The organism is Enhygromyxa salina (assembly GCF_000737335.2).
GTDB lineage: Bacteria > Myxococcota_A > Polyangia > Nannocystales > Nannocystaceae > Plesiocystis > Plesiocystis salina_C.
In genome coordinates this window covers 1-26,050 of sequence record NZ_JMCC02000103.1, presented here as the reverse complement: position 1 = coordinate 26,050, position 26,050 = coordinate 1, and the positions used below count along the sequence as shown (strand labels likewise).

At 64.8% G+C, this 26,050-nt stretch carries 17 protein-coding genes and 2 pseudogenes; 13 read left to right on the top strand and 6 right to left on the bottom strand.

Features of this window, described 5'->3' with window-relative positions; genetic code table 11:
• Positions 1-216: 216 nt before the first annotated feature.
• The 4 genes from DB30_RS31695 to DB30_RS31680 all read right to left on the bottom strand — a co-directional run bounded on the left by DB30_RS31695 (position 217) and on the right by DB30_RS31680 (position 6,000).
• Positions 217-2,529, bottom strand: a complete 2,313-nt coding sequence (locus DB30_RS31695; RefSeq protein WP_420870690.1) for a sodium-translocating pyrophosphatase — start codon at positions 2,527-2,529, stop codon at positions 217-219.
• Positions 2,530-2,550: 21 nt separating this feature from the next.
• Positions 2,551-3,219: an aminoacyl-tRNA hydrolase gene (gene pth / locus DB30_RS31690; RefSeq protein WP_052556086.1), complete on the bottom strand. Its 669-nt coding sequence runs from the start codon at positions 3,217-3,219 to the stop codon at positions 2,551-2,553.
• 36 nt (positions 3,220-3,255) lie between these two features.
• Positions 3,256-3,885, bottom strand: coding sequence for a 50S ribosomal protein L25 (locus DB30_RS31685; protein ID WP_052556084.1), 630 nt, complete (start codon positions 3,883-3,885; stop codon positions 3,256-3,258).
• Between the two features lie 321 nt (positions 3,886-4,206).
• Positions 4,207-6,000: a cytochrome c family protein gene (locus tag DB30_RS31680; RefSeq protein WP_165704044.1), complete on the bottom strand. Its 1,794-nt coding sequence runs from the start codon at positions 5,998-6,000 to the stop codon at positions 4,207-4,209.
• A gap of 288 nt (positions 6,001-6,288) precedes the next feature.
• Here DB30_RS31680 and rpsP point away from each other — a divergent pair.
• From rpsP to rplS, 5 genes and pseudogenes are all read left to right on the top strand, one after another.
• Positions 6,289-6,525: pseudogene (gene rpsP, locus DB30_RS31675) on the top strand (30S ribosomal protein S16); the annotation flags it as partial.
• Between the two features lie 224 nt (positions 6,526-6,749).
• Positions 6,750-6,998 (top strand): KH domain-containing protein, encoded by a 249-nt coding sequence (locus DB30_RS31670; RefSeq protein ID WP_052556078.1) that lies wholly within the window; start codon positions 6,750-6,752, stop codon positions 6,996-6,998.
• A gap of 31 nt (positions 6,999-7,029) precedes the next feature.
• Complete coding sequence (gene rimM, locus DB30_RS31665; protein ID WP_052556075.1) at positions 7,030-7,611, top strand: ribosome maturation factor RimM; 582 nt, start codon at positions 7,030-7,032, stop codon at positions 7,609-7,611.
• Positions 7,608-8,924 carry a tRNA (guanosine(37)-N1)-methyltransferase TrmD gene (gene trmD, locus DB30_RS41825; protein ID WP_052556073.1) on the top strand — a complete coding sequence of 439 codons (1,317 nt, stop codon included), beginning with the start codon at positions 7,608-7,610 and terminating at the stop codon, positions 8,922-8,924. The genes rimM and trmD overlap by 4 nt, the downstream gene beginning before the upstream one ends.
• A 36-nt stretch (positions 8,925-8,960) precedes the next feature.
• Positions 8,961-9,314: pseudogene (gene rplS / locus DB30_RS31655) on the top strand (50S ribosomal protein L19); the annotation flags it as partial.
• Positions 9,315-9,781: 467 nt separating this feature from the next.
• Here rplS and DB30_RS31650 read toward each other — a convergent pair.
• Entirely contained in the window at positions 9,782-10,132 is a 351-nt protein-coding gene (locus DB30_RS31650) for a YraN family protein (RefSeq protein ID WP_052556069.1), read from the bottom strand.
• A 29-nt stretch (positions 10,133-10,161) separates the two neighbouring features.
• Entirely contained in the window at positions 10,162-10,773 is a 612-nt protein-coding gene (locus DB30_RS31645; protein WP_052556067.1) for a hypothetical protein, read from the bottom strand.
• 607 nt (positions 10,774-11,380) lie between these two features.
• Between DB30_RS31645 and DB30_RS31640 the strand changes: the two genes are divergently transcribed.
• From DB30_RS31640 to DB30_RS41820, 8 genes are all read left to right on the top strand, one after another.
• On the top strand, positions 11,381-13,156 hold the full coding sequence (locus tag DB30_RS31640; protein WP_146661487.1) for a tetratricopeptide repeat protein: 1,776 nt from the start codon (positions 11,381-11,383) through the stop codon (positions 13,154-13,156).
• Between the two features lie 157 nt (positions 13,157-13,313).
• Positions 13,314-17,150, top strand: coding sequence for a hypothetical protein (locus DB30_RS31635; protein WP_146661485.1), 3,837 nt, complete (start codon positions 13,314-13,316; stop codon positions 17,148-17,150).
• A gap of 17 nt (positions 17,151-17,167) precedes the next feature.
• Positions 17,168-18,646 carry a tetratricopeptide repeat protein gene (locus DB30_RS31630; protein ID WP_146661483.1) on the top strand — a complete coding sequence of 493 codons (1,479 nt, stop codon included), beginning with the start codon at positions 17,168-17,170 and terminating at the stop codon, positions 18,644-18,646.
• Between the two features lie 284 nt (positions 18,647-18,930).
• Entirely contained in the window at positions 18,931-20,367 is a 1,437-nt protein-coding gene (locus DB30_RS31625) for a tetratricopeptide repeat protein (protein ID WP_146661481.1), read from the top strand.
• A gap of 214 nt (positions 20,368-20,581) precedes the next feature.
• Positions 20,582-20,860, top strand: coding sequence for a hypothetical protein (locus tag DB30_RS31620; protein WP_052556057.1), 279 nt, complete (start codon positions 20,582-20,584; stop codon positions 20,858-20,860).
• Positions 20,861-21,183: 323 nt separating this feature from the next.
• On the top strand, positions 21,184-23,289 hold the full coding sequence (locus tag DB30_RS31615) for an AgmX/PglI C-terminal domain-containing protein (RefSeq protein ID WP_052556055.1): 2,106 nt from the start codon (positions 21,184-21,186) through the stop codon (positions 23,287-23,289).
• A 345-nt stretch (positions 23,290-23,634) separates the two neighbouring features.
• A complete protein-coding gene (locus tag DB30_RS31610; protein ID WP_052556053.1) occupies positions 23,635-24,456 on the top strand; it encodes a tetratricopeptide repeat protein in 822 nt (273 codons plus the stop codon).
• A gap of 317 nt (positions 24,457-24,773) precedes the next feature.
• Positions 24,774-26,050, top strand: a 1,277-nt coding sequence (locus DB30_RS41820) for a tetratricopeptide repeat protein (protein WP_205633116.1), incomplete at its 3' end; no start/stop codon positions are given.

Genomic DNA, 26,050 nt, shown 5'->3' with positions numbered 1-26,050 from the left:
AGGTGGCCGGAACCGCGCAATGTGGTTCACCTAGTGACAGATCTGCAAGCTAGCAGTACCTGCGCACGTGAAATACGCATAATTGAAAATTGTGCAAAAGGCGGCTGACCCAACGGTCAGCCGCCCTCGATTTGGTGATCGTAGGACCGCGAGCGGTCCCTTTGATCAATTAGTCCCGACTAATTGAGTGACGCAAATTGCGTCCGAAGAATCGGGTCAATGTGGTTTGGCGTCGCCGTTGGGCTTCGCCTTGTCGCCGGCTTTGTCGCCAGCAGCGCCCGCCTCGTCCGACGCCGCTTGCGCTTCCAATTGTGCCGCGGCGGCCGCGACGTCCTCTTTGTCGGGGTTGATGTGCGGCGCGATCACGACCGCGACGATCGTCATCAGCTTGATGAGGATGTTGAGGCTGGGTCCCGCGGTGTCCTTGAAGGGATCGCCCACGGTGTCACCGATCACGGCGGCCTTGTGGCGCTCGGAGCCCTTGCCGGTGTTCTTTTCCACGTCCCGCTTTTGGTCCTCGACCTGCTTCTTGGCGTTGTCCCACGCGCCACCGGCGTTGGACATGAAGATCGCCAGCATCACACCTGACACCAAGGTGCCAGCGAGCAGCCCGCCCAACGCGAACGGCGACCACCAACCGACGATCAGCGGTGCAGCCAGTGCCAGGAGCCCGGGCATGACCATGCGCTTGATCGACGCCTTGGTCGAGATCGCCACGCACTTCTCGACCTCGGTCTTTTTACCGGCCGCGATCACCTCGGCGTCTTCTTCCTCGGTCAGCTCGCGGTCCTCTTCCTCGGCCTTCGCGACCAGGATCAGGGCCTTGCGCAGGACCGGGATGTCCTTGAACTGCCGACGGACCTCTTCGATCATCTCCATGGCGGCGGCGCCGACCGCCTTCATGGCCATGGCCGAGAACAAGAACGGCAGCATGCCGCCAAGCAGCATGCCGATCAGGACCTCGGGATCGGTCAGCACGATGTCCGTGTTGCCAAGCGCGAGCTTGCGGTAGGCCGCGAACAGCGACAGGGCAGCGAGCGCCGCCGAGGCGATGGCGAAGCCCTTGCCGATCGCCGCGGTGGTGTTGCCGACCGCGTCGAGGTTGTCGGTCCGCTCGCGGACCTTGCTGGGCAGACCCGACATCTCGGCGATGCCACCCGCGTTGTCAGAGATCGGACCGTAGGCGTCGACGGCGAGCTGGATGCCCGTGGTCGACAGCATGCCGACGGCCGCGAGCGCGACGCCGTAGAGGCCGGCGTAGAGGTTGGCCACGTAGATCGCCACGGCGATCAGCAGGATTGGGATCGCGGTGGACTCGAAGCCAACGCCGATCCCAGCGATGATGTTGGTCGCGGGCCCCGTCTTGGACTGGTCCACGATGCTGTTGACCGGCTTCTTGCCCTTCGAGCAGTAGTAGCCGGTGACAAGACCGATCACGACGCCAGCCACGAGGCCGACGACCATCGGGTAGAACAGGTGCAGGGTCTGCAGCGGGCCGTCGAACTCCGCGAACTGGATGCCAGCGGGGCCGGCCATCTTCACGAAGTAGTCGATGATCAGGTAGCTGAGCCCAAGCATCACGGCCGCGGCGCCGAACGAGCCAGCGTCGAGGGCGATCTGCGGGTTGCCGCCTTCCTTCGTGCGGACCACGAAGGTGCCGAGGATCGAGACCACGATGCCGACCGCGGCCAGGATCAGGGGCAGCAGCGCCGCCTCGAACCCGCCGTGGACCGCGACCGCGCCCAGGATCATCGCGCCGATGATCGAGCCCACGTAGGACTCGAACAGGTCGGCGCCCATGCCGGCCACATCACCGACGTTGTCACCGACGTTGTCGGCGATCGTTGCAGGGTTGAGGAAGTGATCCTCGGGGATCCCCGCCTCGACCTTGCCGACCAGGTCGGCGCCGACGTCAGCCGCCTTGGTGTAGATACCGCCGCCCACGCGGGCGAACAGGGCGATCGAGGAGGCACCCATCGAGAACCCAGCGAGCACGTTGATCAGCTTGCTGAACCGGAACCCGTTGATCGCGGTGTCGAGGGCGGTGATGTCGACCTTGAACTGACCAAGGTAGAACCAAAACAGCGAGCCGAGCCCGAGCAGCGCGAGGCCGACCACGCTCATGCCCATCACGGCGCCGCCGCGGAACGCGATCTGCAGCGCCGGCGCGAGGCCGGTGCGGGCCGCCGCCGCCGTGCGCACGTTGGCCTGGGTGGCGACGCGCATGCCGAAGAACCCAGCGAGGCCCGAGGCGCCCGCGCCAAGCACGAACGACAGGGCGACCAGCGGATCGGAGGTCGGCTCGGTGCGGTTGAGCATGAACAGGCCAAAGGCCACGAGCGCGACGAAGCCGATCAGCACCGAGTACTCGGCGCGCAAGAAGGCCATCGCACCACGCTGGATCTGCGTGGCGATGTTCTGCATGCGCTCGTTGCCGGCGTCGCGCCCCTTGATCCAAAACGAGGTGTAGGCGGCGTAGATCAACGCCAGCACACCGGCCGCCGGAATGGCGAGGAGCATCTGTTGGATGGTCACGGGAGAATTCCTTAGCTAGAGGGTTGGTTTGCCCGACTTGCCGCCCGCCGACGAGGCGTCGGCGGCGGGGCCCGATGAAGTCACCGGAGCGTCGGGAGCAGGGTGGAAGCGGTTCATGGCCGAGGTCAGGCCCTCGGCCAGTAGACAGGTCAGGGCCTGCTCGGCCCGGTCCACGAGGTCATCCACGAACGTGGCGTCCTCGCCGGAGAAATTGGAGAGCACCCAGTCCGAGACCTCGCCGTGGCGCGGGCGGCTGACGCCGACTCGAACCCGGAAGAAGCTTGGCTTGCCAAGGTGCTTGATGATGTCGCGCAGGCCGTTGTGGCCACCGTGGCCGCCCCCGCGCTTGAGACCGACGCGACCAAACGCGAAGTCGATCTCGTCGTGAACGACGACGATCCGGTCGAGCGGCACATCGTGAAAGTCGACGGCCGCCCGCACGCTCTCGCCGCTGCGGTTCATGTAGGTCTGAGGTTCCAGCACCACGCAGCGGCCGATCTGGCCGCCCGCGTGGATGCTGGTCACGCGGCCCTTGAACTGAGACTTCCAGCCCACGCCGCCGGTGCCCGGCGTGACGTGGCGCTGCGCCCATTGCTCGACGACCATGAAACCGACGTTGTGTCGGTGCTTGGCGTATTCCGGCCCGGGGTTGCCGAGACCGACGATCAGCCATGGTGAGGTCATCGTTCAAGCGAGCTCGAGGGCGGTTGAAGGGCGGGGCTACTTCTTCTTGCCCTTCTTGGCGTCGGCGCCGGCGGCACCTTCTTCGACCTTGGCCACGCGCGGCGGATCGACGTGCGCGACCACGACGTTCGGGTGGTCGAGCAGGCGCGCGTTCTCGATGCTCAGATCCCGCATGCGCAGGCTCTGACCGGCCGCCAGCGAGCTGATGTCGACGGTCAGCTTGACCGGGATGTGGGCCGGCTTGGCCGCCACGCGGGTGGTCCGCTGGTAGGTCCGCAGCTTGCCGCCCGCGACCACGCCCACCGACCGGCCGACGTACTCGACCGGGATCTTGGTGACCACTTCGCCGTCGGGGTCGACGCGCAAGAAGTCGACGTGCAGGAACTCGTCGCGGATCGGGTCCGCCTGGTAGTCGGTCAGCACGCACTGCTCGACGACCGGTCCTTCTTCACGCTCGATCGTGACCGAGAAGAAGGTGTTGAGCCTGCGCTTGGGGTCCATCGCCCGCCGCAGCTCGCGGGGGCTGACGGTCAACATCACGTTGCCTTCGCCCTTGCCATAGATGACGGCGGGGATCAGGCCTTGGGTACGGAGTTTGCGGGCGGCGCCTTTGCCCGACGTGTCGCGGATCGTCGCGGTGAGCTTGCCGAAGGTTGTCTCGGTCATGATTTTTTCCTTTGTCTAGCTTCCAAGCCCGCGACCTGCGGTCGTGCAGATCGTTGCGGGGTAGCGGGGCCGTCGGATAGGTGCCTCGTGGTCCAAGCTCGGACCGGCTCGCCGCCGACGCACACCCGTGGTGAGTTGGCCGCTGTCTACTTGCCACGCGCGGCGAGTCCAAGCCTGCCGACCACCCAGGGACGTGAGTGTACTTACGTGTTTTTGACCGCTCGCGCCCGATGAGGACGCAGCCTGCTCAACGCGGCCGAGCCCGCGGAGCGACGCGACCCGACGCGCGAGCGGTCGAGCCGACGCGCGAGCGGTCGAGGCTCACATGCTCTTGCAGCCGCCGCCGGCTTGTTCGAGGGCGGCAGCTCGCAGCTCGCGGCCGGTTGGCCCTTCGCCGAGCTTGGCTCGCGCCTCGGCGCCGTGGCCCGCGCCCAGGACGTCACGCAGGTACGGCTCATAGTCGAAGGTGTCCGAGTGATCGGGCGTGTGACAGCTCAGGCACACGCTCACCGGCGCAGACAATTGGATGTTGTCTGTTGATGGATCCTCGACGTGCAGGCTGCCTGGACCGTGGCACTGCTCGCATTGAACCGATTGCAGGTGCTGGTTCTCGACCACCTCGCTGCCGCCTGGGGCCCGAAACCCCGTCACGTGGCAGTTCACGCACGACAGGTCGAACTGCTTGTTGGCCGTCACCAAGGTCTCGTAGGCGCGGCTGTGGATGGTGGTCTTCCACATGTCCACGGCCTCCGAGTGGCAGTCGGCGCAGGCCTCGATGCCCGCGTAGCCGGCCTGGCCGGGAGCTGGCGGAGGCGGCTTGACCCCGGCGAAGCGCTCGCGGTTGCGTTCGGCGACGGCAGCGTCGTAGCTGCTCAGCGCTTGCTTGGAGGTGGCGTCCGCCGGCAGGTGACAGGTGACCTTGACCTGGGCGGGGATCAGCGCGACGGGGACGTCGCTCGGGATCGCGGGGCTCGCGAGCGCGGCCTTTAGCTGATCCCGCTCGGACTCCAGGCGGGCCACGAAGCGCGCGTCTGCTGACGGATCAGCCGCGAATTTGCTCAGCTTCTGCTCGAGCCGGGCCAGCTCGGCCTCGCGTTGCTCCTTGGAGGGGATCAGCGTCCAGGTGTCCGGCAGCTGGCCGGCCGGCACCGAGGCATCCAGCGACAGCGTGAGGTGCGAGATCGTCTGAGCCCGGTCACCGGGCTCGAGCACCCAGGTCGTGCCGATCTGCACCGCGGAGGTGCCGACCCGGCCCCGGTCTGGATTCGAAAATTCGGCGCCGACGACGACCACGTCGATGCCCTCCACCTCGCGCGCGATCGACTCGGCGAGCGCGCGAGGACCGTTGACCATCACCACCTGCAGCTGCGCCTTGGCCAGCTCGGGCGCGAGCTCTCGCAGCGCGGCGATCGGCTCGGTGACCGCTGGGAATTGCTGGCCCCAGTCCTTGGCGTTGGCCGCCGCTGCGACCTCGGGATCGATGACTTGCGTGACCGCGGCAGACAGCCCACGCCCCAGCGGGACCACGCGCACGCGCTCGACGCCGGCCGGGCGCGCGGCTTTGGCGAGGTTGGCGACGACCCGCGGGAGCGGCAGCTGGGCCAGGGCAGCGCCCGCCTGGCTCGACGCGTAGTCCGTGGGTCCAAGCCCAGACACCAACCCGTCGAGCTCGGAAAACCGGCCCTGCAGCAGCTCGGCGCGCGCAACGGCTTGGGCCCACGCGGCCTCGTCGGTCGGACCTTCGGGCCCATCTGGGTCGGGAAACAGGAACGAGCCGGGCTCCAAGATCAGCCGTTGTCCGGCAGACGACTCCGACTCGATGTATCCAAACGCGTACTGCAGCCCGCCCAGCGGCTCGGTCGTGCACCCACAGGGCGCGATCGTGCCCAGCTGCCGGCCAAACGCGAACACATCGATCTCGAAGCGCTCCGCCGCCCGGTCGGTCGCGGCGCCCGCGTCAGCGTTGGGCGCGGTGTCTCCCGTCTGGCCTGGGTGATTTCGGCCGTTGCAACCCGCGCCCAAGCTCATGGCCAGACCCCCGAGGGCGATGCCCGCGAACGTCAGCGCCAAGTAGCTTCCGCGCACAGTCACACCGGGCCGCTGGCTATCAGTCATGCGATCACTCATGGCAGGGGGGCTTCTTTCGTACAGTGTTGCCAGCTCGGGTCCGGCTTCTGACCCGCTCGCTGATGGCATTCATGGGCTGGTTCGTGATGAGACGCAAAGTATGGGGCCCAAGGGGCGAGCGGGCGTGTCCCCCGTCGTCCCGCAGTCCCGCGCGGCGCAGCTGTTGACGGCGGTCGACCTCGACGTTAGCCTCGCCAACCCTTCAGCCCCAGGGCTGAGACGAATTCAGCGTGTCTTCGTTCGCCGCTGCGCGAACGCATCTTCCGAGAGAGAAAAATGGCCGTCAAGATCAGGCTCGCCCGCGGCGGCGCCAAAAAGCGCCCCTTCTACCGAATCGTCGCCTCAGACGCCCGCTCCCCCCGGGACGGTCGCTTCCTCGAGAAGCTCGGTACCTATAATCCCATGACCAAGGACGGCACCGTCACGCTCAACCGTGCGCGCGTGGAGTACTGGATCGGCGTCGGGGCTCAGCCCACCGACGCAGTCCGCCGACTCTTGCGCAAGGCCGCGGCGCCAGCCGCCACCGCCTAGCTCCCCGTCAAACGGCACCCAACGGGCGTTGGCGTGCCTCGTACCCACCCGGGCTCCTCGAGTCCGGGTTCGTTCGTGGTTGGCCCAACCGCTGGCTCGTGTGCTGGCGCGCCAAACACTTTTGCCGGGCCGCCCATGCTGTGGGATGCTGCAAACGGTTCTCCCGCTCCACTCCCGCAATTCTCGCTCTAGGAGGCCTTCTCGACATGTCCGCCAACGTCTCGCTCAAAGAGCTCATCGAGTTCATCGCCAAGGCCCTCGTTGATAACCCAGACGACGTGGACGTGTCCGAAGTCTCGGGCGAGCAAACCGTCGTGCTCGAGTTGCGCGTGGCCAAAGAAGATCTCGGCAAAGTGATCGGCAAGCAGGGCCGCACGGTCAAGGCCATGCGGGCGATCCTCAACGCCGCCTCGTCCAAGCTGCGCAAGCGGGCTGACCTCGAGATCCTCGAGTAGCCCCGCTCCCGCAACGAGCGGTCACACTGATATGGGGATCGACGAGTCGCAACCCAACGACCTCGCTTCGAGCCATCTTCAGCTCGGCTACGTCGCTGGCGTCCACGGTGTGGCCGGGGCGCTGCGCGTGAAGCTGTTCAATCAGCAGTCGACGCTGCTCGAGGCCGGGCTTCGGATCATCTTGCGTGAGCGCGGCGCGACCAAGCAGCTCAGCCATCAGGTCGCGCGCGTGGCTCCCAAGCCTGGCAGTGACACGGTCCGGCTGTGGCTCGAAGGCATAGAAGCGCGCGCGCCCGCCGAGGCCCTCCGAGGTCACGAGCTGTGGGTCGCACGAACGCAGCTCCCCGAGCTCGACGATGATGAGTACTACCTCGCGGATCTGATCGGCCTCGAGGTCGTGCGCGAGGACCAAGACGGCCAGCTGTCGTTGGGCAAGATCACCGGGGTCACCAGCAACACCGCGCAGGATCTGTTGTGCGTGCGCCTGCGTGGCCGCGAGTGGCTGCTGCCCGCGATGCCTCCTTTCATCGTTGCGATCCACACCAGCGAGACCAAGCGGTGCGTCGTCGTCGATGTCCACGACGACATGCTCCCGGAGCCGCGCGATCCGTGAGCACGATCGAGTTCGAGGTCTTCACGATCTTCCCGGCCGCGATCCAGGCCTTCGTAGATGCAGGGTTGATGGGCAAGGCGATCGCCCGCGACCTGGTCGCCGTGCACTGCACCGACTACCGAAGCTTCACCACCGATCGCCACCGAAGCGTCGACGATGCGCCGTTCGGCGGTGGTGCCGGCATGGTCATGAAACCCGAGCCCGTCGCCGCCGCGCTCGAAGCCGTGAGCGCCGCGCGGGGTCCCATGCACACGATCTTGCTGACGCCCTCGGGCGCACGCTTCGATCAGCGCGTCGCCGAGCGACTCGCAAGCTCGCCCCGCATCGCGCTGCTGTGTGGTCGCTACGAGGGCATCGACGATCGGATCCGCGAGCACTTCGTCGACGAGTGCCTGTCGATCGGTGACTTCGTGCTCAACGGAGGCGAGGTCGCGGCCGCCGTGATCATCGAAGCGGTCGCGCGGCTGCGTGAGGGCGTGCTCGGCAACCCCGAGTCGACCGAGACCGAGAGCTTCGCGATTGCGCGCGAGACGTCTGTGCAACACGGACGAGAATCGTGGACCCACTCACCGCTGGCAGCGCGCGCTGTGGATCCGCAGTCGAATTCGCAGGCGTGGGATCCCGGCCTCGTGCTCGAGCATCCACACTACACACGCCCGGCGGAGTTTCGCGGCCACGCGGTTCCGCCGGTCTTGCTCGGGGGTGATCATCAGGCCATCGAGCGCTGGCGGCGTCGCACCGCTTGCTTGCGGACCTGGGCGCTGCGACCCGAGCTTCGCCCGCGCTGGTCGCTGCCGCACGCCCACCCGATCCACTTGGCCGCGCCCGCGGATCAGGTTGGCGACGCAGCCGGTGAGCTCGCGCAGCTGGCCGCGGACGCGGGCGCGAGCTTCACCCTGATCGGTCCCCGGGCCGCGGGGGGCCACACCCGCATGAGGGATCTCAAGCAGCTTCGCCGGTCGCTCCGCAAGCGCCACGGTCGTGAGCCACAGTTGATCGGCGTGGGCCAGTGTGGCCCGACCGAGCCCGAGCGCGGCCCTCGCCTGATCCTCGACGTGCTCGCGTTCGAGTCTGGCGAGCCGCCTGCACCGCTGCTGCTTTGGTTTGGCGACTCTCCGGCGCCCGGCGCCCACGCGTGGATGGCGCTCGATCCAGCGCGTGACCGAAGCCCCGGAATCACTTTGGACCCTCGACTTGCGATCGCCTCCAGTTTGATCGACATTTCGCAGCCCCAACCGGCACCCCAAGCGATCGCGGCCCTCGCCCGCTCCGCCTTGGCAGCCATGCGGGCGGAAGGTCTTCTCCGGTGTTGATCGCCGAGTGACCCACAGAATTTTCGGAATTTCGCCATGAGCCAAGCCAGCCCCATCATTCACGAGCTCGAGAAGGAGCTCGCTCGCAAAGACATCCCCGAGTTTCGTGCGGGCGATCGCATCGCCGTCCACGCGATGATCTCCGAAGGCGGCAAAGATCGCATCCAGGTGTTCGAGGGGATCTGCATCCACCGTCGGCACCGCGGCCTGCGTGGCTCCTTCACCGTTCGCAAGGTGACCGACAACGTCGGCGTCGAGCGTGTCTGGTCGCTGGCGTCGCCGCGCGTGACCATGATCGAGCTCATCAGCCGCGGTCGGGTCCGTCGCGCCAAGCTCTACTACCTTCGTGATCGTCGCGGCAACGCGGCTCGGATCAAGCGCAAGGTTGGCGACTACAAGTCGGCGGCGGCGGCGATCGAGGCCGAGAAGGCCGAGAAGGCCGAGGCCAAGAAGGCGAAGCGCGGCAAGAAGCGCAAGAAGGCCGCGAGCTAGCCAGTATCGGACCCCCACCCGGTATTGACCCCCACAGAGAGCTTAGACTTCGCCGACTGCAGCCGCTGACGCGTCTGGTCGCTTCGCTCCTCGGGGCCGTTTGTTCGCATCCGCATGTGTGGCCCCCTAGCAGGGGGCTCTGCATTTCCTATGTCCATAGGACGCGCAGCACGCGGAGAAATCTAGCGTCGTCCCTCGATCCGTGCTGAGCTTTGCCTCTGCACGGGTCGAGACGTGTGACAGCCTGAGTTCGATCCGGGTTACGCACGGCACTGGGGCGCAACGCAGTGTCGCAGCTCCTAGCAGTACGCCCGGGTACAGCGTCGCCCCTCAGCTCCGCACCTAACCCGGAACGAACTCAGGCACTAGAACGCATCTTGTAACCACTGGATGTGTTCGCCGACCAGCGTGACGACATCGAAGCGCACGGGCACGCGCTCCCATAGATCTCGTTGGACGAGCCAGCCCGTCGCGCCGCGACGCAGGCGTGATCGCTTGCGGGCGTCGATCGTCTCGAGCGGGTGCCCGCGCAGATCATCGGCACGGCTGCGGACTTCGACGAACACGATCGTCTCGCCGTCGCGGGCGATCAGATCCAGCTCTGCTCCAGCGCACGTGACGTTGCGGTCGAGGATCTCCAGACCACGCTCCAACAACAACGCGGCCGCTTGGTCTTCACCAGCGCGGCCGCGTTTGCGTGTGTCGTGTTTGCTCAACCGACTTGGTTTTGCTCAACCGACTAGAACTAGGGCGCGGCGCCGGTCATCGAGGGGTCCATTGCTGGATCCGTCGAGTTGCACTCGAGCCACGCGTCGCCAATGTTGGGCGTGCAGTCCATCTCGAGCTCGTCGAGCGCGGGCAGGTCGTCACGGCAGACACACAGCTTGTCGCAGCAGAACTGGCCAAGCCGCTGCAGCACCGTGCACTTGAAGCCGGTCGCGCACGCGGTCTCTTCTGGGTCGACGGTCGGGCGGTTGCTGATCGTGCTGTTGTTGCAGTCCTCGTCCGTGACGCAGGTCTTCGAGCACATCGAGCGCTCGAGCACGTACTGAAGGCTGAGGCGACACGAGCCCAACTCGCACTCGAAGATGTTCTCGCCGTTGCCACCGGCGACGTTGTTGCAGTCCAGGTCGTTCTCGCAGGCGGCCTCGGGGACCGTCTGCTCTTCGCCGTAGACGCAGAGCAAGTCGCTGCACGAGAGCGCCGGAAACGTGACCAGCTTGCTGGAGGGCGGCTCGACCGAACCGTGGTTGCATGGCGCACCGACGTCGCCCTGGGGGCACGCGGTCAGCAGCAAGCCGCCGGTGAGGAGGAATGCCGCGGCGAACAGGGTGGACTGGATGCGTGAGCTGGGCATCGAACGGTCTTTTGTCGGAGCAGACGGAGCCAAGTCAGAAGGCGGCTGGCTCTGCGGAGATGTCTGGCTGAGACGCCACGAAACCTCGGTTTTCTGGATATCGCCGAGGCTTCTTCGACACGCAGGTCCCCAGGGGAACCATGCTTCGGGCATCCTACACGGCGTGAATCTAGGGTCAAGTACACTCTGATCCTGGGCCGCGTGGACTCCGCGATCTCGGCGCTGAACAGATCTCTCCCCGGCACGGGCCTCGTGTGACCTGACAACACAAGCGCGAGCGCCACGAAATTCCAGCCCTGCTAGATCGGCCCGGCGAAGCTCCCGTTGTTTGCCGCCCGTGCCGAGTGCTTCCACCGCGCCGGGCCAACCAGCTGATGGCTCCCTGACCGCGAATGACCCGCCGCACGGCGCAGGTCAGGCCGCTGGACCCAGCAGCGCGGCACCGGCCAACCCACGACACGCCGAAAACCGAGTACGTCAGACCACGGCTCTCACGTTCAGCGTTCAAACTCCTGTCCTCCGGGCTGCTGGAGTTGCTTGCGATCGTCGACGGGCCGCTGGTAAGGTCCCGTCGCCCTTACATGGGTCCAACGCGCAAGCGCTCGCGATGAAAAAGCTCAGCCTGCTCAAGTCACTCCCGCTCCTTGTTGGCCTCGTGTTCGGAGCCGCTTCGGTCTCGGCATATGCCGCACCGCCGCCGCCTCCGCCCGGTGGCGGCGGACCGCCTGCTCCTCCCGGTGGTGCCGGTGGACCTCCCCCACCGCCCGGTGGTGGTCCTCCCGTCGCGCCCGGCACAGATGGCCCACCGCTGCCGCCCGGTGCTTCCGGGCAGCCAAGCGCCGAGCAAAACCAAGCCGAAGAGGCCTACAAGGCCGAGAACTACGAAGCCGCAGCGTTGGTCTTCTACAAGACCGCGTACGACGGCGCGGGCGGGGATCCAACCCGCGCGCAGTTCTGGCTTGGCAAGTCGCTGTTCCAGCTCGGCTTCTTCGCGGGTTCACTCGCGGTGTTCGACGAGATCGTTCAGGTCGGCCCCAGCCACCCGTACCACCAGCTCACGCTGCCGTGGCTCGCGTCGCTCAGCCGCAAGCTGCCCGAGGGCGCTGGCGTGCTCGAGAAGGTCGGCACCTACCGCCCGCAGGACCTCGAGAACGAGGCCTTCGACTCGGTTCGTGACGAGCTGTACTTCCTGCTTGGTCGCTACCACTACGGCAACGGCGATCTCGGTCAGTCGATCGCGCTGCTGTCTCAGGTCCCGCGCGAGAGCGACTACTTCATCCCGGCGCAGTACTTCCTCGGCGTCGCCGAGACCCGCGAGTACCACGGCCCCGAAGCCGTCGAGGCGTTCAAGAACGTTCTGCGCAAGAACGTCGAGCTTCGCCAGATGCAGGGCAAGAAGAAGAACAGCGACGCTCGCAAGCTCGCGCGCATGTCCGACAAGAAGAAGCGCCGGCTGGGTATCTCCACCGCCGAGCTCGACTTCGCGGATCAGAACAAGCGCTTCGAAGAGCTCGCCAACATCGCGCTCGGCTACATCTTCTATCAGGTCGGCAAGTTCGACACCTCGCTGAAGTACTTCAACAAGATCAGCATCCAGTCGCCGTACTGGCTGGACTCGGTGTTCGCGTCGTCGTGGTCCGAGTTCCGCCTCGTCGAGGTCGAGCCCGACAACGCCAACCGCCACTACCAGAAGACGCTCGGGTATATCCACACCCTCAACGCGCCGTTCTTCTACGATTACCTGTACCCCGAAGGCCTGATCCTCAAGGCCGTCACGTACTACTTCAACTGCCGCTACGCGTCGGCGAAGGCCTCAATCGAGGAATTCAGCTCGCGCTACGTGCAGACCAAGCAAGATCTCTCGGAGCTGCTCAACCAGGCACCCGAGGACTACCAGCTGTTCGAGCTGTCCGTGAAGATCCGTGAAGGTAGCTCGGACCTCGAGCCCTTCGTCGAGATGGTCGCCCGCAAGTCGCTGCAGGATAAGACCCTCGAGAAGTACTACGACTACGTCAACCGCCTCGGCTTCGAGCAAGACACCCGCTTCAGCGAGATGGGTAGCGAGTTCCAGTCCGGCGGGCTTGGCGAGCTGCTGCTCGAGAACCTGGATCTGTCGCTGTCGATCGCCAAGGAGCGCACGGGCGCCCAGGCACGCCAGCGCATCAACGCTCAGATCGCCGAGATCAAGAACCTCGAAAAAGAGGCGATCAAGGTCGAGTACGAGATCGTCGAGAAACTCAAGAAGCTCGGGGCTGACGTCGACGGCGCTGAAGAGAAGATCAAGCCGGGACCCGAGGAAGAGCGTTACAACTACAACGGCGAATACTGGCAGGACGAGCTCGGCTACTACTACTACCGCGTCACCAGTGTGTGCGCCGAGTAGCCTGTCCTGATCGCAAGCTCGAATACACGTTTCACATGAGGTGAGGGCAGCCTGGGGCCGCCCTCACCTTCAACGGAGAAGGTCCAAGATGTCGCACAATCGCTCCACTAGTCGCAAACTCGGTCTCCTGACCGCCGGCAGCGTCATCGCCCTGCTGATGACAGCTGATGTCAGTCAGGCGCAAGAGCCCGAGAGCACCAGCAACGTTCGGTACGAGCGCAAGTCGAAGAAGACCAAGGCGCAGTCGGACCTCCTCGACACCAAGTTCAAGGCGCAGAAGGAACAGGTCGAGAAAGAGCGCGAGCGCGGCGTCCAAATGATGGACGGCCAGCAGTTCGCCTCGAAGCGCAAGGCCGTCGAACAGGAGATGGCCGACAAGCAGATCGAGTTCCTCAAGCGCTTGATCAAGACCTCCGAGGACAGCGACCCCGAGTACCCGGACTATCTGTTCCGGCTCGCGGATCACTATCTCGAGAAGAAGGCCTTCTTCGATCTGCAGTCCGGCTCGCTCTATCAAAAGATCTACGACGCCGAAGACGCCAAGAAGAAGGACCTCGCCAAGCAGCTCAAGGAGCAGCAAAAACGGCACGAGCGCGACGCCAAGGACTCGAGCGAGAAGGCGGCGCGGATCTACGAGGCGCTGGTCGACAACCCAAAATTCGCCTCGTACAAGCGCATGGACGAGGCGCTGTACTACTACGCCTTCGAGCTTGGCGAGCTTGGCGAAGAGACGAAGATGCAGGCCGCTTACCAGCGCCTCATCAACGACTTCCCCAGCAGCCCTTACATCGCCAACGCGTACCTCGCGTTCGCGGACTACTACTACAGCAAGGGCCAGATCGGGAACGCGGTTCGTCTGTACGAGCGCGTCACCCAATTCAAAGACAGCCCGGTCTACGCGTACGCGCTGTACAAGCTGGCTTGGTGTCACCTCAACCCGATCGGTGAGTTCGACGCCCGGTTCGACAAGAGCCTCAACTTCTTCGTGGCGACGATCGCCGCGACCAAAGAAGGCCGCGCTGGCTCGGAGTCCAACGGCAAGCAGCTTCGCCGTGACGCCCGCCGCGACCTCGTGCGCGCGTACGTCCACGCGTCGAAGCCCTCGAAGGCGTGGGAGTTCTTCGACAAGATCGGCAACGGCCCGGGCAAGGACGAGAACGACGCCCGCAAGATGATGGAGCTACTGGCCAACCAGTACTTCGGCGACGGTCAGTACACCGAGTCCACGTTCATCTACAAGAAGCTCCAGGAGCTGTTCCCCGAAGACGCGATGTCCTGCGACTGGCAGGGCAAGATCGTCGTCAACACCCTCGCAACTGACAACAAAGAGGTTCAGTGGCAGGAGACGGAGAACCTCGGCAAGTACTACACGAAGTTCGAGTCGGGCGACTACAAGAAGGCCCAGAAGAAGATGTGCAAGGACAACGCCCTTGCCACCATGAAGCAGATGGCCACGGTCTGGCACGACGAGGCCGAGAAGACCAAGCTGGATCGCACCTACGAGCTCGCCGAGAACGCCTACGAGGTGTTCCTCAACACCTTCCCCGGTGACAAGGACGGCTACGAGCTGCAGTACTACTACGCCGAGCTGCTGTGGGCCCTGGCGGACCAGAACTACAACAGCAAGGACAAGGACCAGCGTCAAAAGGGCCTCGACTACTTCATGAAGGCCCACACCCAGTTCGTGAAGACGCTCGAGCTGGATCCCGAGGGCAAGTACACGACCGACGCTGCGTACGCGCAGATGTTGGCGATGAAAAACCACCTCGAGTACGACGAGACCGGCGGCAAGAAGAAGACCTGCAAGCTCGACCAAGAGGGCGTCTGTATCTACAAGACAGACAAGAAGAAGAAGCCCAAGGACAAGGACTCCCAGGTCGACACCGAGATGGACTTCCCCGAATCGGACTACACGCCCGAGGAGAAGCAGATGCTCGGCTCGTATGACACGTACGTCAAATACGTGAAGAAGGCCGACGACAAAGAGCTGCCCAAGATCATGTATCACCGGGCCAAGCTCATGATGGAGCACAACAAGTTCGCGGAGGCCAAGCCTCTGCTGACTGAGATGATCACCAAGTTCGACGACGTCAAAGACGCGCAGATCTACGCTGCGTGGTGCTCGGCGATGTTGATCGACCTGCTGACGATCCGCTGGCTCGACACCAAGAACAACCCGCAGCAGGTCATCGAGACCAGCGACGAGCTGCAGGAGTGGGCGACCAAGATTCAGGGTCTGAAGATCTGGAATCACCCCGAGAACGCCGACGTGCGCGAGGCCGTCCCAACCCTGCTCGCCGGCATCGGCTGGAAGAAGGGCATGGCCTACCGCGACGCCGGTGCGGCCTTCGTCAACGGCGATCCTGGTGGCGATCCACAGGGCTTCGAGAAGTGCTCGACCCAGTTCATCGACGTCTTCAACAACTTCGAGGACCACGAGAAGGCGGCGACGCTGCTGTGGAACGCGGCTGACTGCTCCGACGCTGCGTACCAGGTTGGCCAGGCCATCCAGATCCGCACGGCGCTCCTGGATCGCTTCCCGGAGAGCGAGCACGCCAAGGACACCCTGCACTACCTCGCAGAGTCGTATCAGGCCGTCGCGTACTACAACCAGTCGGCGGATCGCTACGAGCAGTTCGCGACCGAGCACGACAAGGACGAGCGGGCCTCGAACGCGCTACAAAACGCGTACTTGTTCCGGCTTGGGTTGGGTCAAGAAGACAAGGCCAAGGTCGACCTCGACAAGTACGAGAGCCTCTACAAGAAGAAGGACGTCCAAAAGGCGGCCAAGATCTTCTGGTCGCAGCACGACCTGCTCGACTCGTCGGGCGCCAAGCGCAAGCACGCCGAGGACTACCTCAAGACCTACGGCACCAAGGGCGGCATCGACCGCGCGGTCGTGGCCAACGCCGTGATCGGCCAGGTCGAGTGGCGCAAGTCGTGTGAAGAGCCGCTGCTCTACGACTCGTGCATCACCGTCGAGCGCAAGCGCGCGCTGTCGGGCGTCGAGGCGATCGAGAAGCGCAAGAAGCTCGAGGCCAAGCAGAAAAAGGCGCAAGAGAACGAGAAGGAGAGCTCCAAGAAGCCGCGCTTCCGCCCTCCCAAGCGCTGTGGCTCGGAGACGCAAGGCGTCATCACTGTCCATCGCCGGGGCTCGAAGCGGGCCGAGGCAGGTCAGTCGAAGTTCAAGCTCATCCTCAAGATGGTCGGCGGCAAGAGCAAGATCGACATCCCCGAGGACGACAAGAAGCGCGCCGAGGACTTCAAGAACGCCTGGGCAATGGCCATCGTCTACCAGGCCGACCAGAAGTACGAGGACTACCTGCGCATCAAGATGCCCGACGAGCTCGACTTCCAGGTCGATGAGTGGCGCAAGGACGCCGGCATGCCCGCCTGGGACAAGATCTACAAGGAGCAGGTCGCCAAGGCGGAGGACTCCAAGAAGCGGGTGGCCGAGTTCTTCGAGTCGAAGATGAAGCTCGGGCTCGAGCTGCAAGAGGCCTACGGCGGCGTCAAGAACACGGGCAGCCCCTACTGGGTGCTCGCAGGCGCAGCGCGGACCGCCTCGGTGTTGCAGAACTTCGCCGACCAGCTCTACCGCGCCGACGTGCCGCAGAGCTTCGTCAGCCAAGAGCAAGTCTGGGCCTACTGCGACGCCCTCGCTGACACGGCGCAGCCGGTTCAGGATCAGGCGCTCGCGGCCTACGAGTACTGCATCCAGCGCTCGACGGAGAACCAGTTCTTCAACGAGTTCTCCCGTCTGTGCGAAGAGGAGATGCAGCAGCGCGACGCCAACAAGTACCCGGCGACCAACGAGCTGTTCGGCGTGTCCATCTACACCGCTAGCCGCATCGAGAAGGTCAAGGTCCTCGAAGACCCGCTCGGCGGCCGCGTCAACCCTGTTCGGCGCAAGACCGACGCAGAGAAGGCGGCGGAAGAGAAGGACAAGGAAGAAGCCGAGTCGAGCAAGGGCAAAAAGGGCAAAGGCAACTGATCGGAAAGGGCTGAACCATGAAGATGATCAGTAATATCCCCACCATCTCGCGCATCGCTCTGTCCGTGGTGCTGCTCACCGGCCTCACTGGCCTCACCGGCTGCAAGAAGAAGGACAAGGACAGCAAGAACCCCGACAACAAGGAGCTCGCCGACGCCTCCAACGCCGAGGTCCCCGACGAGCAGGCTCAGGCTCAGTTCACGGAGATCTACGGCAAGTACGTCGCGGCCAAGGCCGACGGCACGCTGTCCGAGGCCGAGTGCTCGAGCCTGGCGAAGGGCTTCGACGAGGTCTACCAGAGCAACAAGCGCTCGATGCTCGTCGCCCGCTTCAACGTTGGTGCGCTCTGGGAGGAGTGCGGCGACAAGGAGCAGGCCGTCAAGATCTACAAGGAGCTTGGCGACAAGAACTTCCACCTCGCGCTCAACAACCTTGGCGTGCTCGAGTGGAACAAGGGCAACACCAAGGAAGCCCTCGAGCTGTTCAAGAAGTCGGTCGAGGCTGACAAGAAGCAGGCCTTCGCCGCGCGCAACAACCTCGCCGCTGCGCACCGCGATCGCTACGCCGACAAGCTGAGCCAAGAGGACTTCGACACCGCAGAGAAGCAGATCCAGAACGTCCTCGCCGTCGACACCAGCAACAAGGCTGCGTACGAGAACCTGGCGCGGCTGTACTACGATCGCGGCCGCCTCAAAGATCCGTCCTACTTGGTGTTGTCCAACCTGGTCGTGACCCAGGCGCTGCGGGTGCTCGAGAAAGAGAACCAGCAGAGCGCCGACATCTGGAACCTCCGGGGCTTGCTGTACATGCAGGAGGACAACCAGATCGACGCGCTCAAGGCGTTCAAGAAGGCCGTCGAGATCGAGGGCAACCACCCGGACGCCAACCGCAACATCGGCTTCATTGCGATCCGCTTCCGCGACTACCCGACGGCCGAGAAGGCCTTCGACACCGCGCTCAAGGCCGCCGCCGTCAAGCGTGACGTCGAGGTCTACATCGCGATGGGCGTCGCCAAGCGGGGGCTCAAGAAGTTCAAGGACGCGGAAGAGTGGTACCGCAAGGCCATGGAGGTCGATAAGGGCGATCCGCGACCCTGGTACAACCTCGCGGTCCTCAATCAGGATCACCTGATCGGCCAGGACGACGTGGATCAGCCCGAGATCGAGGCCTTCTACAACGTCGCCAAGGAACACTGCATCAAGTTCAACAAGATGGCCGAGGGCAACAAAGCCTACGCGGCCACCGTGAAGGACTGCCTCGACCGCGTGGCGATCATCGACGACGCGATCACGACCTTCCGCGTGATGGAAGAGCTCGAGAAGAAGGCGGCCGAGCTCGCCGAGCTCGAGAAGAAGCAAGAGCAGGAGCGTCGCCAGCGGTTGCTCGACATGGAGAAGCAGGCCGCCGCAGCCGGGCAACCCAGCCCAGAGGCAGAGGCCAACGCCGCTGCCAAGGCCGAAGCCGAGGCAGCCGCCAAGGCAGAGGCCGAGAAGTAGGCCGAAAAGCCAAGCTCAGATCGTCGCTGCACCAGCGCGAGGGCGGCCCGGGTATCCCGGAGCCGCCCTTTCAAATTGGTCTGGCCGTGGGTCCGCGTCGCGCTTGGAGACAGCCCCAAGCCGGCGAGAGTTCGCTGCCCTGGGTGAACCCGTCTACGAAGGCGTCCGCAAGCGGGCGAGAAGCCCTCGCCCAAGCTGAAGACAATCCTCGCTCGAGCCGAGATCAGTCGCCGCTCGCCCTCGTTCGCAGTCCAGCCAAGCTGAACTTCGAGCCACGAGCCGACATGCGCACGACCTCCATCATCACCGTCCCCGCCCTGCTTCTGATCTCTCTCGCCGCGCTCGCGTGTCACCCCGAGCCGACCTGTAGTCCGGGTCAAGCTGACTGCGAGAGGATCATCGCCGACCCACCGCGACAGCTAGGACAACACGAGGCGCAGCTGCGGCTGGCTGACATTCACGCCGAGTACCAGCTCGCGTCTGCTGATGGACTCGACGCTGATGAGTGCAGCCAGCTTGGCGAGCGCTATCAAGGGCTGTACGAGCGCGACACCAGCATCGTCGCAGCGCGCTTCAACGTCGCGGCGATCCACGAAGCCTGCGGCGCGCCGGATCTGGCAGCGCAGATCTACACCGAGCTCGCTGAACTCGAGCACCCGCAAGCGCTCAACAACTTGGGGGTCTTGGCGTGGTCCGCTGGGGACCGTGGCCACGCCGAGTCTCTGTTTCGCCGAGCGGTCGCGGCCGACAAGACCCGCGCCCTCGAGGCCCGCAACAACTTGGCGATGGCCCAGCGTGAGCGCTACGCGAGCAGCCCCGCAGCGAGCCGCGACGTCGAAGCGTTCGAGCAGGCGCAAGCGCAGCTGCAGAGCATCCTCGCGGTCGACAGCAGCAACCGCATGGCCTACGAAAACCTCGCGCGTCTCTACTATGATCGTGGCCGACGCGACGACAGGTCTTACCTGGTGTTGGCCAACCTCGTCGTGACGCAAGGGCAGCAAGTGCTCGAGGCCAACGGGGCCGCCAGCGCGGATCTCCACAACCTGCGTGGCCTGCTGCTGATCGAACAACAAGATCAAGCCCAGGCGCTCCGCGCCTTTCAACGCGCGCTCGAGGTCGAGCCCGAACACGTGGACGCCAACCGCAACATCGCCATGGTTGCGATTCGTTTTCGCGACTACGCAGCAGCCGAGCACGCGCTCGAGTTGGTGCTGGACGTTCCAGTCGTCGCTGCAGACGTCGACGCGTGGATCGCCTTGGGTGTGGCCAAGCGGGGGCTGCGAAAGTTTGACGACGCCGAGCGGGCGTACCGTCGCGCGCTCGAGCTGGACAGCAGCGATCCCCGACCCTGGTACAACCTCGGAATTCTCGCTCAGGAGCACTCGAGCGCCAACGCTGACGACGAGGCGGCCTTGATCGCCAGCTACGAGACCGCGCTCGGTCACTACCAAACCTTCATCGACGTGGCGGGCGGCATCGACGTGGCGGGCGGCATCGACGTGGCGGGCGGCGGCTCGCGTTGGCGTGCCCCAGTAGCGGAAGCCCGCGATCGCGTCGCCACCGTGAAGGACTCGATCGCATCGATCGAGTTGATCAGGACCAGCGCGGGGTTGTACGAGGAGATGATCTTGCTCGAGTCGCGGCAGCTGCTCGAGCTGCACAATCACTGGCGAGCGCTCGAAGCCGAAGCGGTGAGCCTTCAGGCGCTGCTCGAAGTGTGAGATCTCCGGGTCCCGCGCCAAGATCGCGCCCGCGCTCGCAACGAGATCCGTTTCGGAGGGGACTCGTTCAGTGCGCAGCCGCGAAGATCCCGCGATCTCGTGCATTCTGATGACTTTTTGATCCCCAATGCCGCGAGACCGCGGTTTACACACATTCCTCTCACCGCTAAGATTGCAAACCGTGGGGCTCGCCCCCACTTGCCAGGAGCCCATCATGATCAAGTTGATCACCCCCATGTTCGCCTTCAGTGCCGCCCTCTTGCTCACCGCGACGGCATGGGCCGCCCCGGCCGACGCCGACGCCGCCGCGATGTCCGGCAGCAACGGCGAAGGCGTGACGGTCTACGACTTCGAGGACGATGACGTCGACGGCGAGGTCTTGTCCCCAGAAGGCGCCAACCTGAGCTCGCGTGGACGCAGCAAGCACGCCAGCATGATCACCATCCGGCCGCACTTCATCCCGGAGCTGATCAAGATGGCCAACGACATCTGAGCGGCCACTGCATGATCTCGACTGATCGACCGCGCCAGACGAGCTCCTCGAGTTCAGCTCGAACCACCCGTGGTTTGGGTTGGGCTCGCGTCTGCTTGTCTGGCACCCTGGTCCATCAACCAGTGCGTTGGCTCACCTAGATTCTGCTCCTGTGCAGAAAGAAACTCTTCTTGCACAGGAACCGGACCAGCAAGCTGCTGTCTAGGGCGCCCGAACCCCACACCACCGACAAAACGAGCCCGAAGACGCTCCGGTCTACCCCCGTGACAACGCGTGCTTCAGAGGGCTGAGCCCCCGCCCTAGGCGAAAGTTAAAGGATCCCGATGTCCAGCAAGACGCTCACGCTGAAAATCTTTTGCAACGACGAGCTCGTCGACACCAAGACGCTCTCGCAGGACGTCATCAAGATCGGCAAGCTCAAGAGCAGCCATCTTTGTCTCGACGATGACGCCGTCGCTCGCATGCACGCTGTCATTGAAGTCTCGGGCAACGATGTCCGCGTCATCGATCTCGGCAGCTCGGCAGGCACCGTGCTCAACGGTGACGCGATCGACAAGAACGCTTCGGTCAGCCAAGGCGACGTGCTGACCTTCGGTCCCTACCGCGTCGAGATCTCCGAGATCTCCGACGCCTCCGCGGTCGCTGCCGCACCCGCTGCTGCAGTCGCTGCGCCCGCCGCTGCGGTGGCCGCCACGCCCATGGCCAGCGCAGCGCCACAGGCGATGGCGATGGCCTCCGCCCCACCCGTGCAGATCGATGTTGGTGCTGTCGAGGTCCAAGATGGCCGGCAGGTCGCCGAGGTCGTTGCGATGTACGGACGCACGGCGCTCGACGTCACGCACGTTGGCCAGACCAAGAGCCGCCGGGGCTCGGCCCCGATCCTCATGGCCATGGGTGGCGTGATGATCTTGGGTGGCCTCGGTCTGTTTGGCTACGAAGTCAGCCAGCCCTGGGAGGAATACTCCGCCGAGCTTCGCAAGGCCGAGCAAGCCAAGAAGCCCGAGCCGGTCAAGCCGGGTGCCGGTTCAGGTCCGCTCGGCCTTGGCCTCGCGCTGCTCGGTCTGATCCCCTTCGTCGCTGGTGCGATGCGCTTCTCCGAGAAGCTCGTCAGCGACTACACGATCGGCGAGGGCCACAACGCGGTGTTCCACGTGCCGCCCCACGGTCTGCCCGACGCGGTCGCGTTTCCGCTGGTCCGCACCAGCGGCGGTGAGTTCACGTTGAACTTCACCAAGGACATGACCGGCGAGGTCACGCTCGATGGTCAGACCCACAACCTGCAAGAGCTCGTGTCTTCGGGTCGCGCGGGCGGTGCCGGTGCGTACTACACCTTCCCGCTCCCGCGTGGCGTGCAGGGCAAGGTCAACTACGAGGACATCGCGTTCCACATCAACACGGTCAACCCGGGCGCCGTCGTTGCTGGGCGTGGCGACGTGGACTGGCCGTTCTGGGCCTACGTCGGCGGCACCGCGGTGATCGCTGTGACCTTCTACCTGCTGATGCGCAGCATCCCCGACGATCTGCTTGCGATCACCATGGACGACGGCGAAGGCGAGCCCGCCTACGCCCGGTACATGCATCAGCCTGATCAGACCAAAGAAGAAGAGCCGCCGCCCGAGGAAGACGACGTCTCCGACGACGAGGCAGGCGGCTCCGGCCAGCGTCACGCTGGTGAAGAGGGCAAGATGGGCAAGCCCTCGAGCAAGTCGAAGTCCGGCTTGTACGCGATGAAGGGTCCGAAGAACGCGGTGCCGCAGATGGCTCGCAACTTCGACCCCGACATGGCAGCGCGCAGCGCCGGCATCCTTGGCGTCATGCAGCAGCAGGGCGGCAGCTTCCTGGCCTCCCCCTACGGCGGCGCGTTCGCGGTCGGCAACGACGATGAAGATGTCTGGGGCGGCCTGACGGGCAGCGAGGTCGGTGAGGCGTACGGCGTCGGCGGGCTTGGCCTGGTCGGCACCGGTCGCGGCGGCGGCGGTACCGGCGAAGGCACGATCGGCCTCGGCAACACCGGCCTGATCGGCAAGGGCGGCGGCGGCGGCTCGGGCTCCGGCTACGGTCGCGGCTCGGGTGCAGGCTTCGGCGGTCGCGGCACGCGGGTCCCTCGGGTTCGCCAAGCCAAGGCCGAGGTTCAAGGCGCGCTCGACCGCGACATCATCCGTCGTATCGTCCGCGCCCACATCAACGAGGTTCGGTCTTGCTACAACGCAGGTCTGACCAAGAACCCGAACCTCGAGGGTCGCGTCGCCGTCAACTTCGTCATCACGGGTACCGGCAAGGTCGGCTCGTCGGTGGTGCAGGAGTCGACGATCAAGGACACGTCGGTCGCAAACTGTATCGCCAAGGCGGTCAAGCGCTGGCAGTTCCCGAAGCCGCGCGGCGGTGGCAACGTCATCGTGACGTACCCCTTCAACCTGAGCCCAGGCTGATCCCAAGCCGGCCGGCGCAGCTGGCCTGAAACACAGTCCACGGAGGCGGGCATGGTCGATGACCACGCTCGCCTCTTTTTGCGCGCACAACAGAGCCTGGTGAAAAAGTCCATGCCTATGCGCACAAAAACTCAGACATCCCGCTCCTGTTTCCCCGTTCGTCCTCAAGCTCACAGTGCCCGGCACACCCTTGAACGCGAGCGGTGCGCCACCGCTTGTCACCAGGTGTGGCCGTCGGTACCATTCCGCCCCCGAAGAGGTCTCCTGATGCGCCGCGCGATCACTGCCGCCCTTCTCACTGCTGTATTCCTTCTGCCTGCCTGCAACCTCACGAGCCAAGCTCGCGTGGACTCGATCAAGCAGATGAACGAGGGCATCCAGCAGCTCAACAAGAACAACATGTCCGGCGCCGAGCGGGCGATGACAGAGGCGATCAAGACAGATCCGACCCACGCGGAGGCCTACCTGAACCTCGGCAAGCTGTATCGCAAGCAGCAAAAGTGGGTCGACGCCGAGAAGGCGTTCCGCGGCGCGATCGAGAACATGGGGGACAAGCCGCAGGGCGACTACTACTTCGAGATCGGCTCGGTGCAGGTCGCCCAGTCGCTCGAGCCGGGTACCAGCCGCGCCGAGCAAGAGGTCAAGTGGCGCGACGCGATCAAGTCGTTCTCGGAGGCGATCGGGCTCAACCCCAACCTCTACAGGGCTCACTACCAGATGGGCACCCTGCACGAGAAACTCGACGAGCCCGAGCAGGCCGATCAGGCCTACCGCAAGTGCATCGAGCTCAACGGCAAGTACAGCCCCTGCTTCGTGTCGCTGGGCAACATGTACATCGACTACGGCTTCTCGAACGTTGCGATGTCGGTGCTCGAGACCGGCACGAAGGTCAACGACACGGACCCGGACATGTGGAACGGCATGGGCCGGGCGCTGTTGAACCTCAACCAGCCCAAAGACGCGGTCGAGGCCTACAAAAAGGCCAAGCGCATCGATCCCGACAAGCCGGACGTGTTGTTCGGCCTGGGCATGGCCTACGCCGAGATCCCGATGCGCAAGGAAGCCGCGGAGACCCTCAACGAGTTCATCGCCAAGGCCGGAAACTCGCCCGAGCACATCAAGAAGGTTGCGAACGACACGATCGCCCGCATGGATAGCGCGATCTGAGCTCGATCCCGCCGGACCCAGCCGGGTCCGCGATCGAGTTCGACCGCTTGGCCTCTGAGCTCTGCGATCCACGGATCGCCTAGATCGAGCTCTGGGCCATCTTGGTGCCCACTCAGCGCCCCCTGTTCATCCGACTCCTCGGTCCAGGGGTCGGATGAACAGGGGGCGCCGTCGTTTCTGTGGTTCGCGTGGCCAAGGCCGAGTTTTTGCGGTCAGAAGCCGGGGAGTCGTGCGCGTCGAGTGCGGTTTTACGAACGTGTGATATCGACGCCCCAGCCAGTGAATTTACCCAGTGATGCTGGCAGGATAGGGGCCAGATGGAAGTCACCCAGCGGATCAAGGCGCGGCTCAAGGAAGTCCAAGACTGGAACTCGGTCATCGACGAGATCGAGCAAGAAGCCGTCAGTCTCCCGGAAGCTTCACAGCAGTCGGCGGCGCTCTTCGAATTGGCGCGCGCGTGCGAGGACCTGCTCCTCGATAAAGCGCGAGCGATGCAGTGCTACCAAAAAGCGTTCAAGCTCGATCAGAGCAACTTGCTCGCGCTCGAGTGTGCACGCGAAATCTATCGCCAGATGGCGCACCTCGAGATGGTGACGCGGTTGATGGGTCTCGAGCTGCGCGCGAACAAAGATCCCGACCGAGCGCCCGCGCTCAACTACGCCTACGGCACGGCGATGTTGAACCAGCGGCAGATCGATCAGGCGAAAGACTTCCTCGCCGCGGCCGCCAACGCAGAGCCCGACAACGTCGACTATCAGGCTCGCTTCCAAGAGACGCTCTACGATCGCAACAACTGGGAGTTCGGGATCAACAACATCGTCATGCAGCTGCAGGCGCTGACCGCTAGCGACGATCCACTCGTCGCAGAGGTCGCCGGACGTGGCACGCAGGTCTCGTCGTTGTTCCTGCGGGCCGCTCGGATCTTGCAGCAAGAAGCGCCCGAGGACCCGCGCCTGCTGCCGATGTTGTTCAAGGCGCTCGACGCCGATCCAACCGACGCCGAGGCTGCGTTCGTCGCCGAGACAATCCTCGCCGACGGCGGTCACCTGCAGCACATCCAGCAGCTTCAAGATCGTCGCGCGAGCTTGATCGAAGATGCGGCCGCGCGCTCGCGACTGCTGACTGACTTCGGAAACATCTGGCAAGTCCGTCTGCAGAACCCGGACATGGCGGCGTACTTCTATCGCCAGGCGTTGGACATCGCGTACGAAGATCCGGCGGCCGCGTTCACCGGTCACATGGCTGCGTTCCGTACCGTGGCGATGACAGCCGCCGCGAGCGGGCAGGTCGAGGGCATCGTCGCGCTCGCGGATCGTGGCTTGGCTGCGATCGATGATCCCGACGACGCCACCATCATCGCGCTGCAGGCTGGCGAGTTTGCGTGGCGCACCGCGAACGACATCGACGACGCCCATCGTCTGCTCGGGTTTGCATCGCATCGCGCTCCCACTCACACGGTCGTCGTGGAGTTCCAGTCGACCGTCGGTGCGTTCGAGCAAGCAGACGACGGCGCAGCCGAAGCCGAAGCGGCGGCGCAGGCCGAGGCGGCGGCGCAGGCACAGGCGCAGGCCGAGGCAGCGGCGGCAGCAGAGGC

Bases quoted from the DNA above. Each gene is read 5' to 3' on its own strand.
- DB30_RS31630 (WP_146661483.1), top strand. From the start codon at position 17,168: ATGAAGATGATCAGTAATATCCCCACCATCTCGCGCATCGCTCTGTCC.
- pth (WP_052556086.1), bottom strand. From the start codon at position 3,219: ATGACCTCACCATGGCTGATCGTCGGTCTCGGCAACCCCGGGCCGGAA.
- DB30_RS31670 (WP_052556078.1), top strand. From the start codon at position 6,750: ATGTCCGCCAACGTCTCGCTCAAAGAGCTCATCGAGTTCATCGCCAAG.
- DB30_RS31625 (WP_146661481.1), top strand. From the start codon at position 18,931: ATGCGCACGACCTCCATCATCACCGTCCCCGCCCTGCTTCTGATCTCT.
- DB30_RS31615 (WP_052556055.1), top strand. From the start codon at position 21,184: ATGTCCAGCAAGACGCTCACGCTGAAAATCTTTTGCAACGACGAGCTC.
- DB30_RS31620 (WP_052556057.1), top strand. From the start codon at position 20,582: ATGATCAAGTTGATCACCCCCATGTTCGCCTTCAGTGCCGCCCTCTTG.
- DB30_RS31685 (WP_052556084.1), bottom strand. From the start codon at position 3,885: ATGACCGAGACAACCTTCGGCAAGCTCACCGCGACGATCCGCGACACG.
- DB30_RS31640 (WP_146661487.1), top strand. From the start codon at position 11,381: ATGAAAAAGCTCAGCCTGCTCAAGTCACTCCCGCTCCTTGTTGGCCTC.
- DB30_RS31680 (WP_165704044.1), bottom strand. From the start codon at position 6,000: ATGACTGATAGCCAGCGGCCCGGTGTGACTGTGCGCGGAAGCTACTTG.
- DB30_RS31645 (WP_052556067.1), bottom strand. From the start codon at position 10,773: ATGCCCAGCTCACGCATCCAGTCCACCCTGTTCGCCGCGGCATTCCTC.
- DB30_RS31635 (WP_146661485.1), top strand. From the start codon at position 13,314: ATGACAGCTGATGTCAGTCAGGCGCAAGAGCCCGAGAGCACCAGCAAC.
- rimM (WP_052556075.1), top strand. From the start codon at position 7,030: ATGGGGATCGACGAGTCGCAACCCAACGACCTCGCTTCGAGCCATCTT.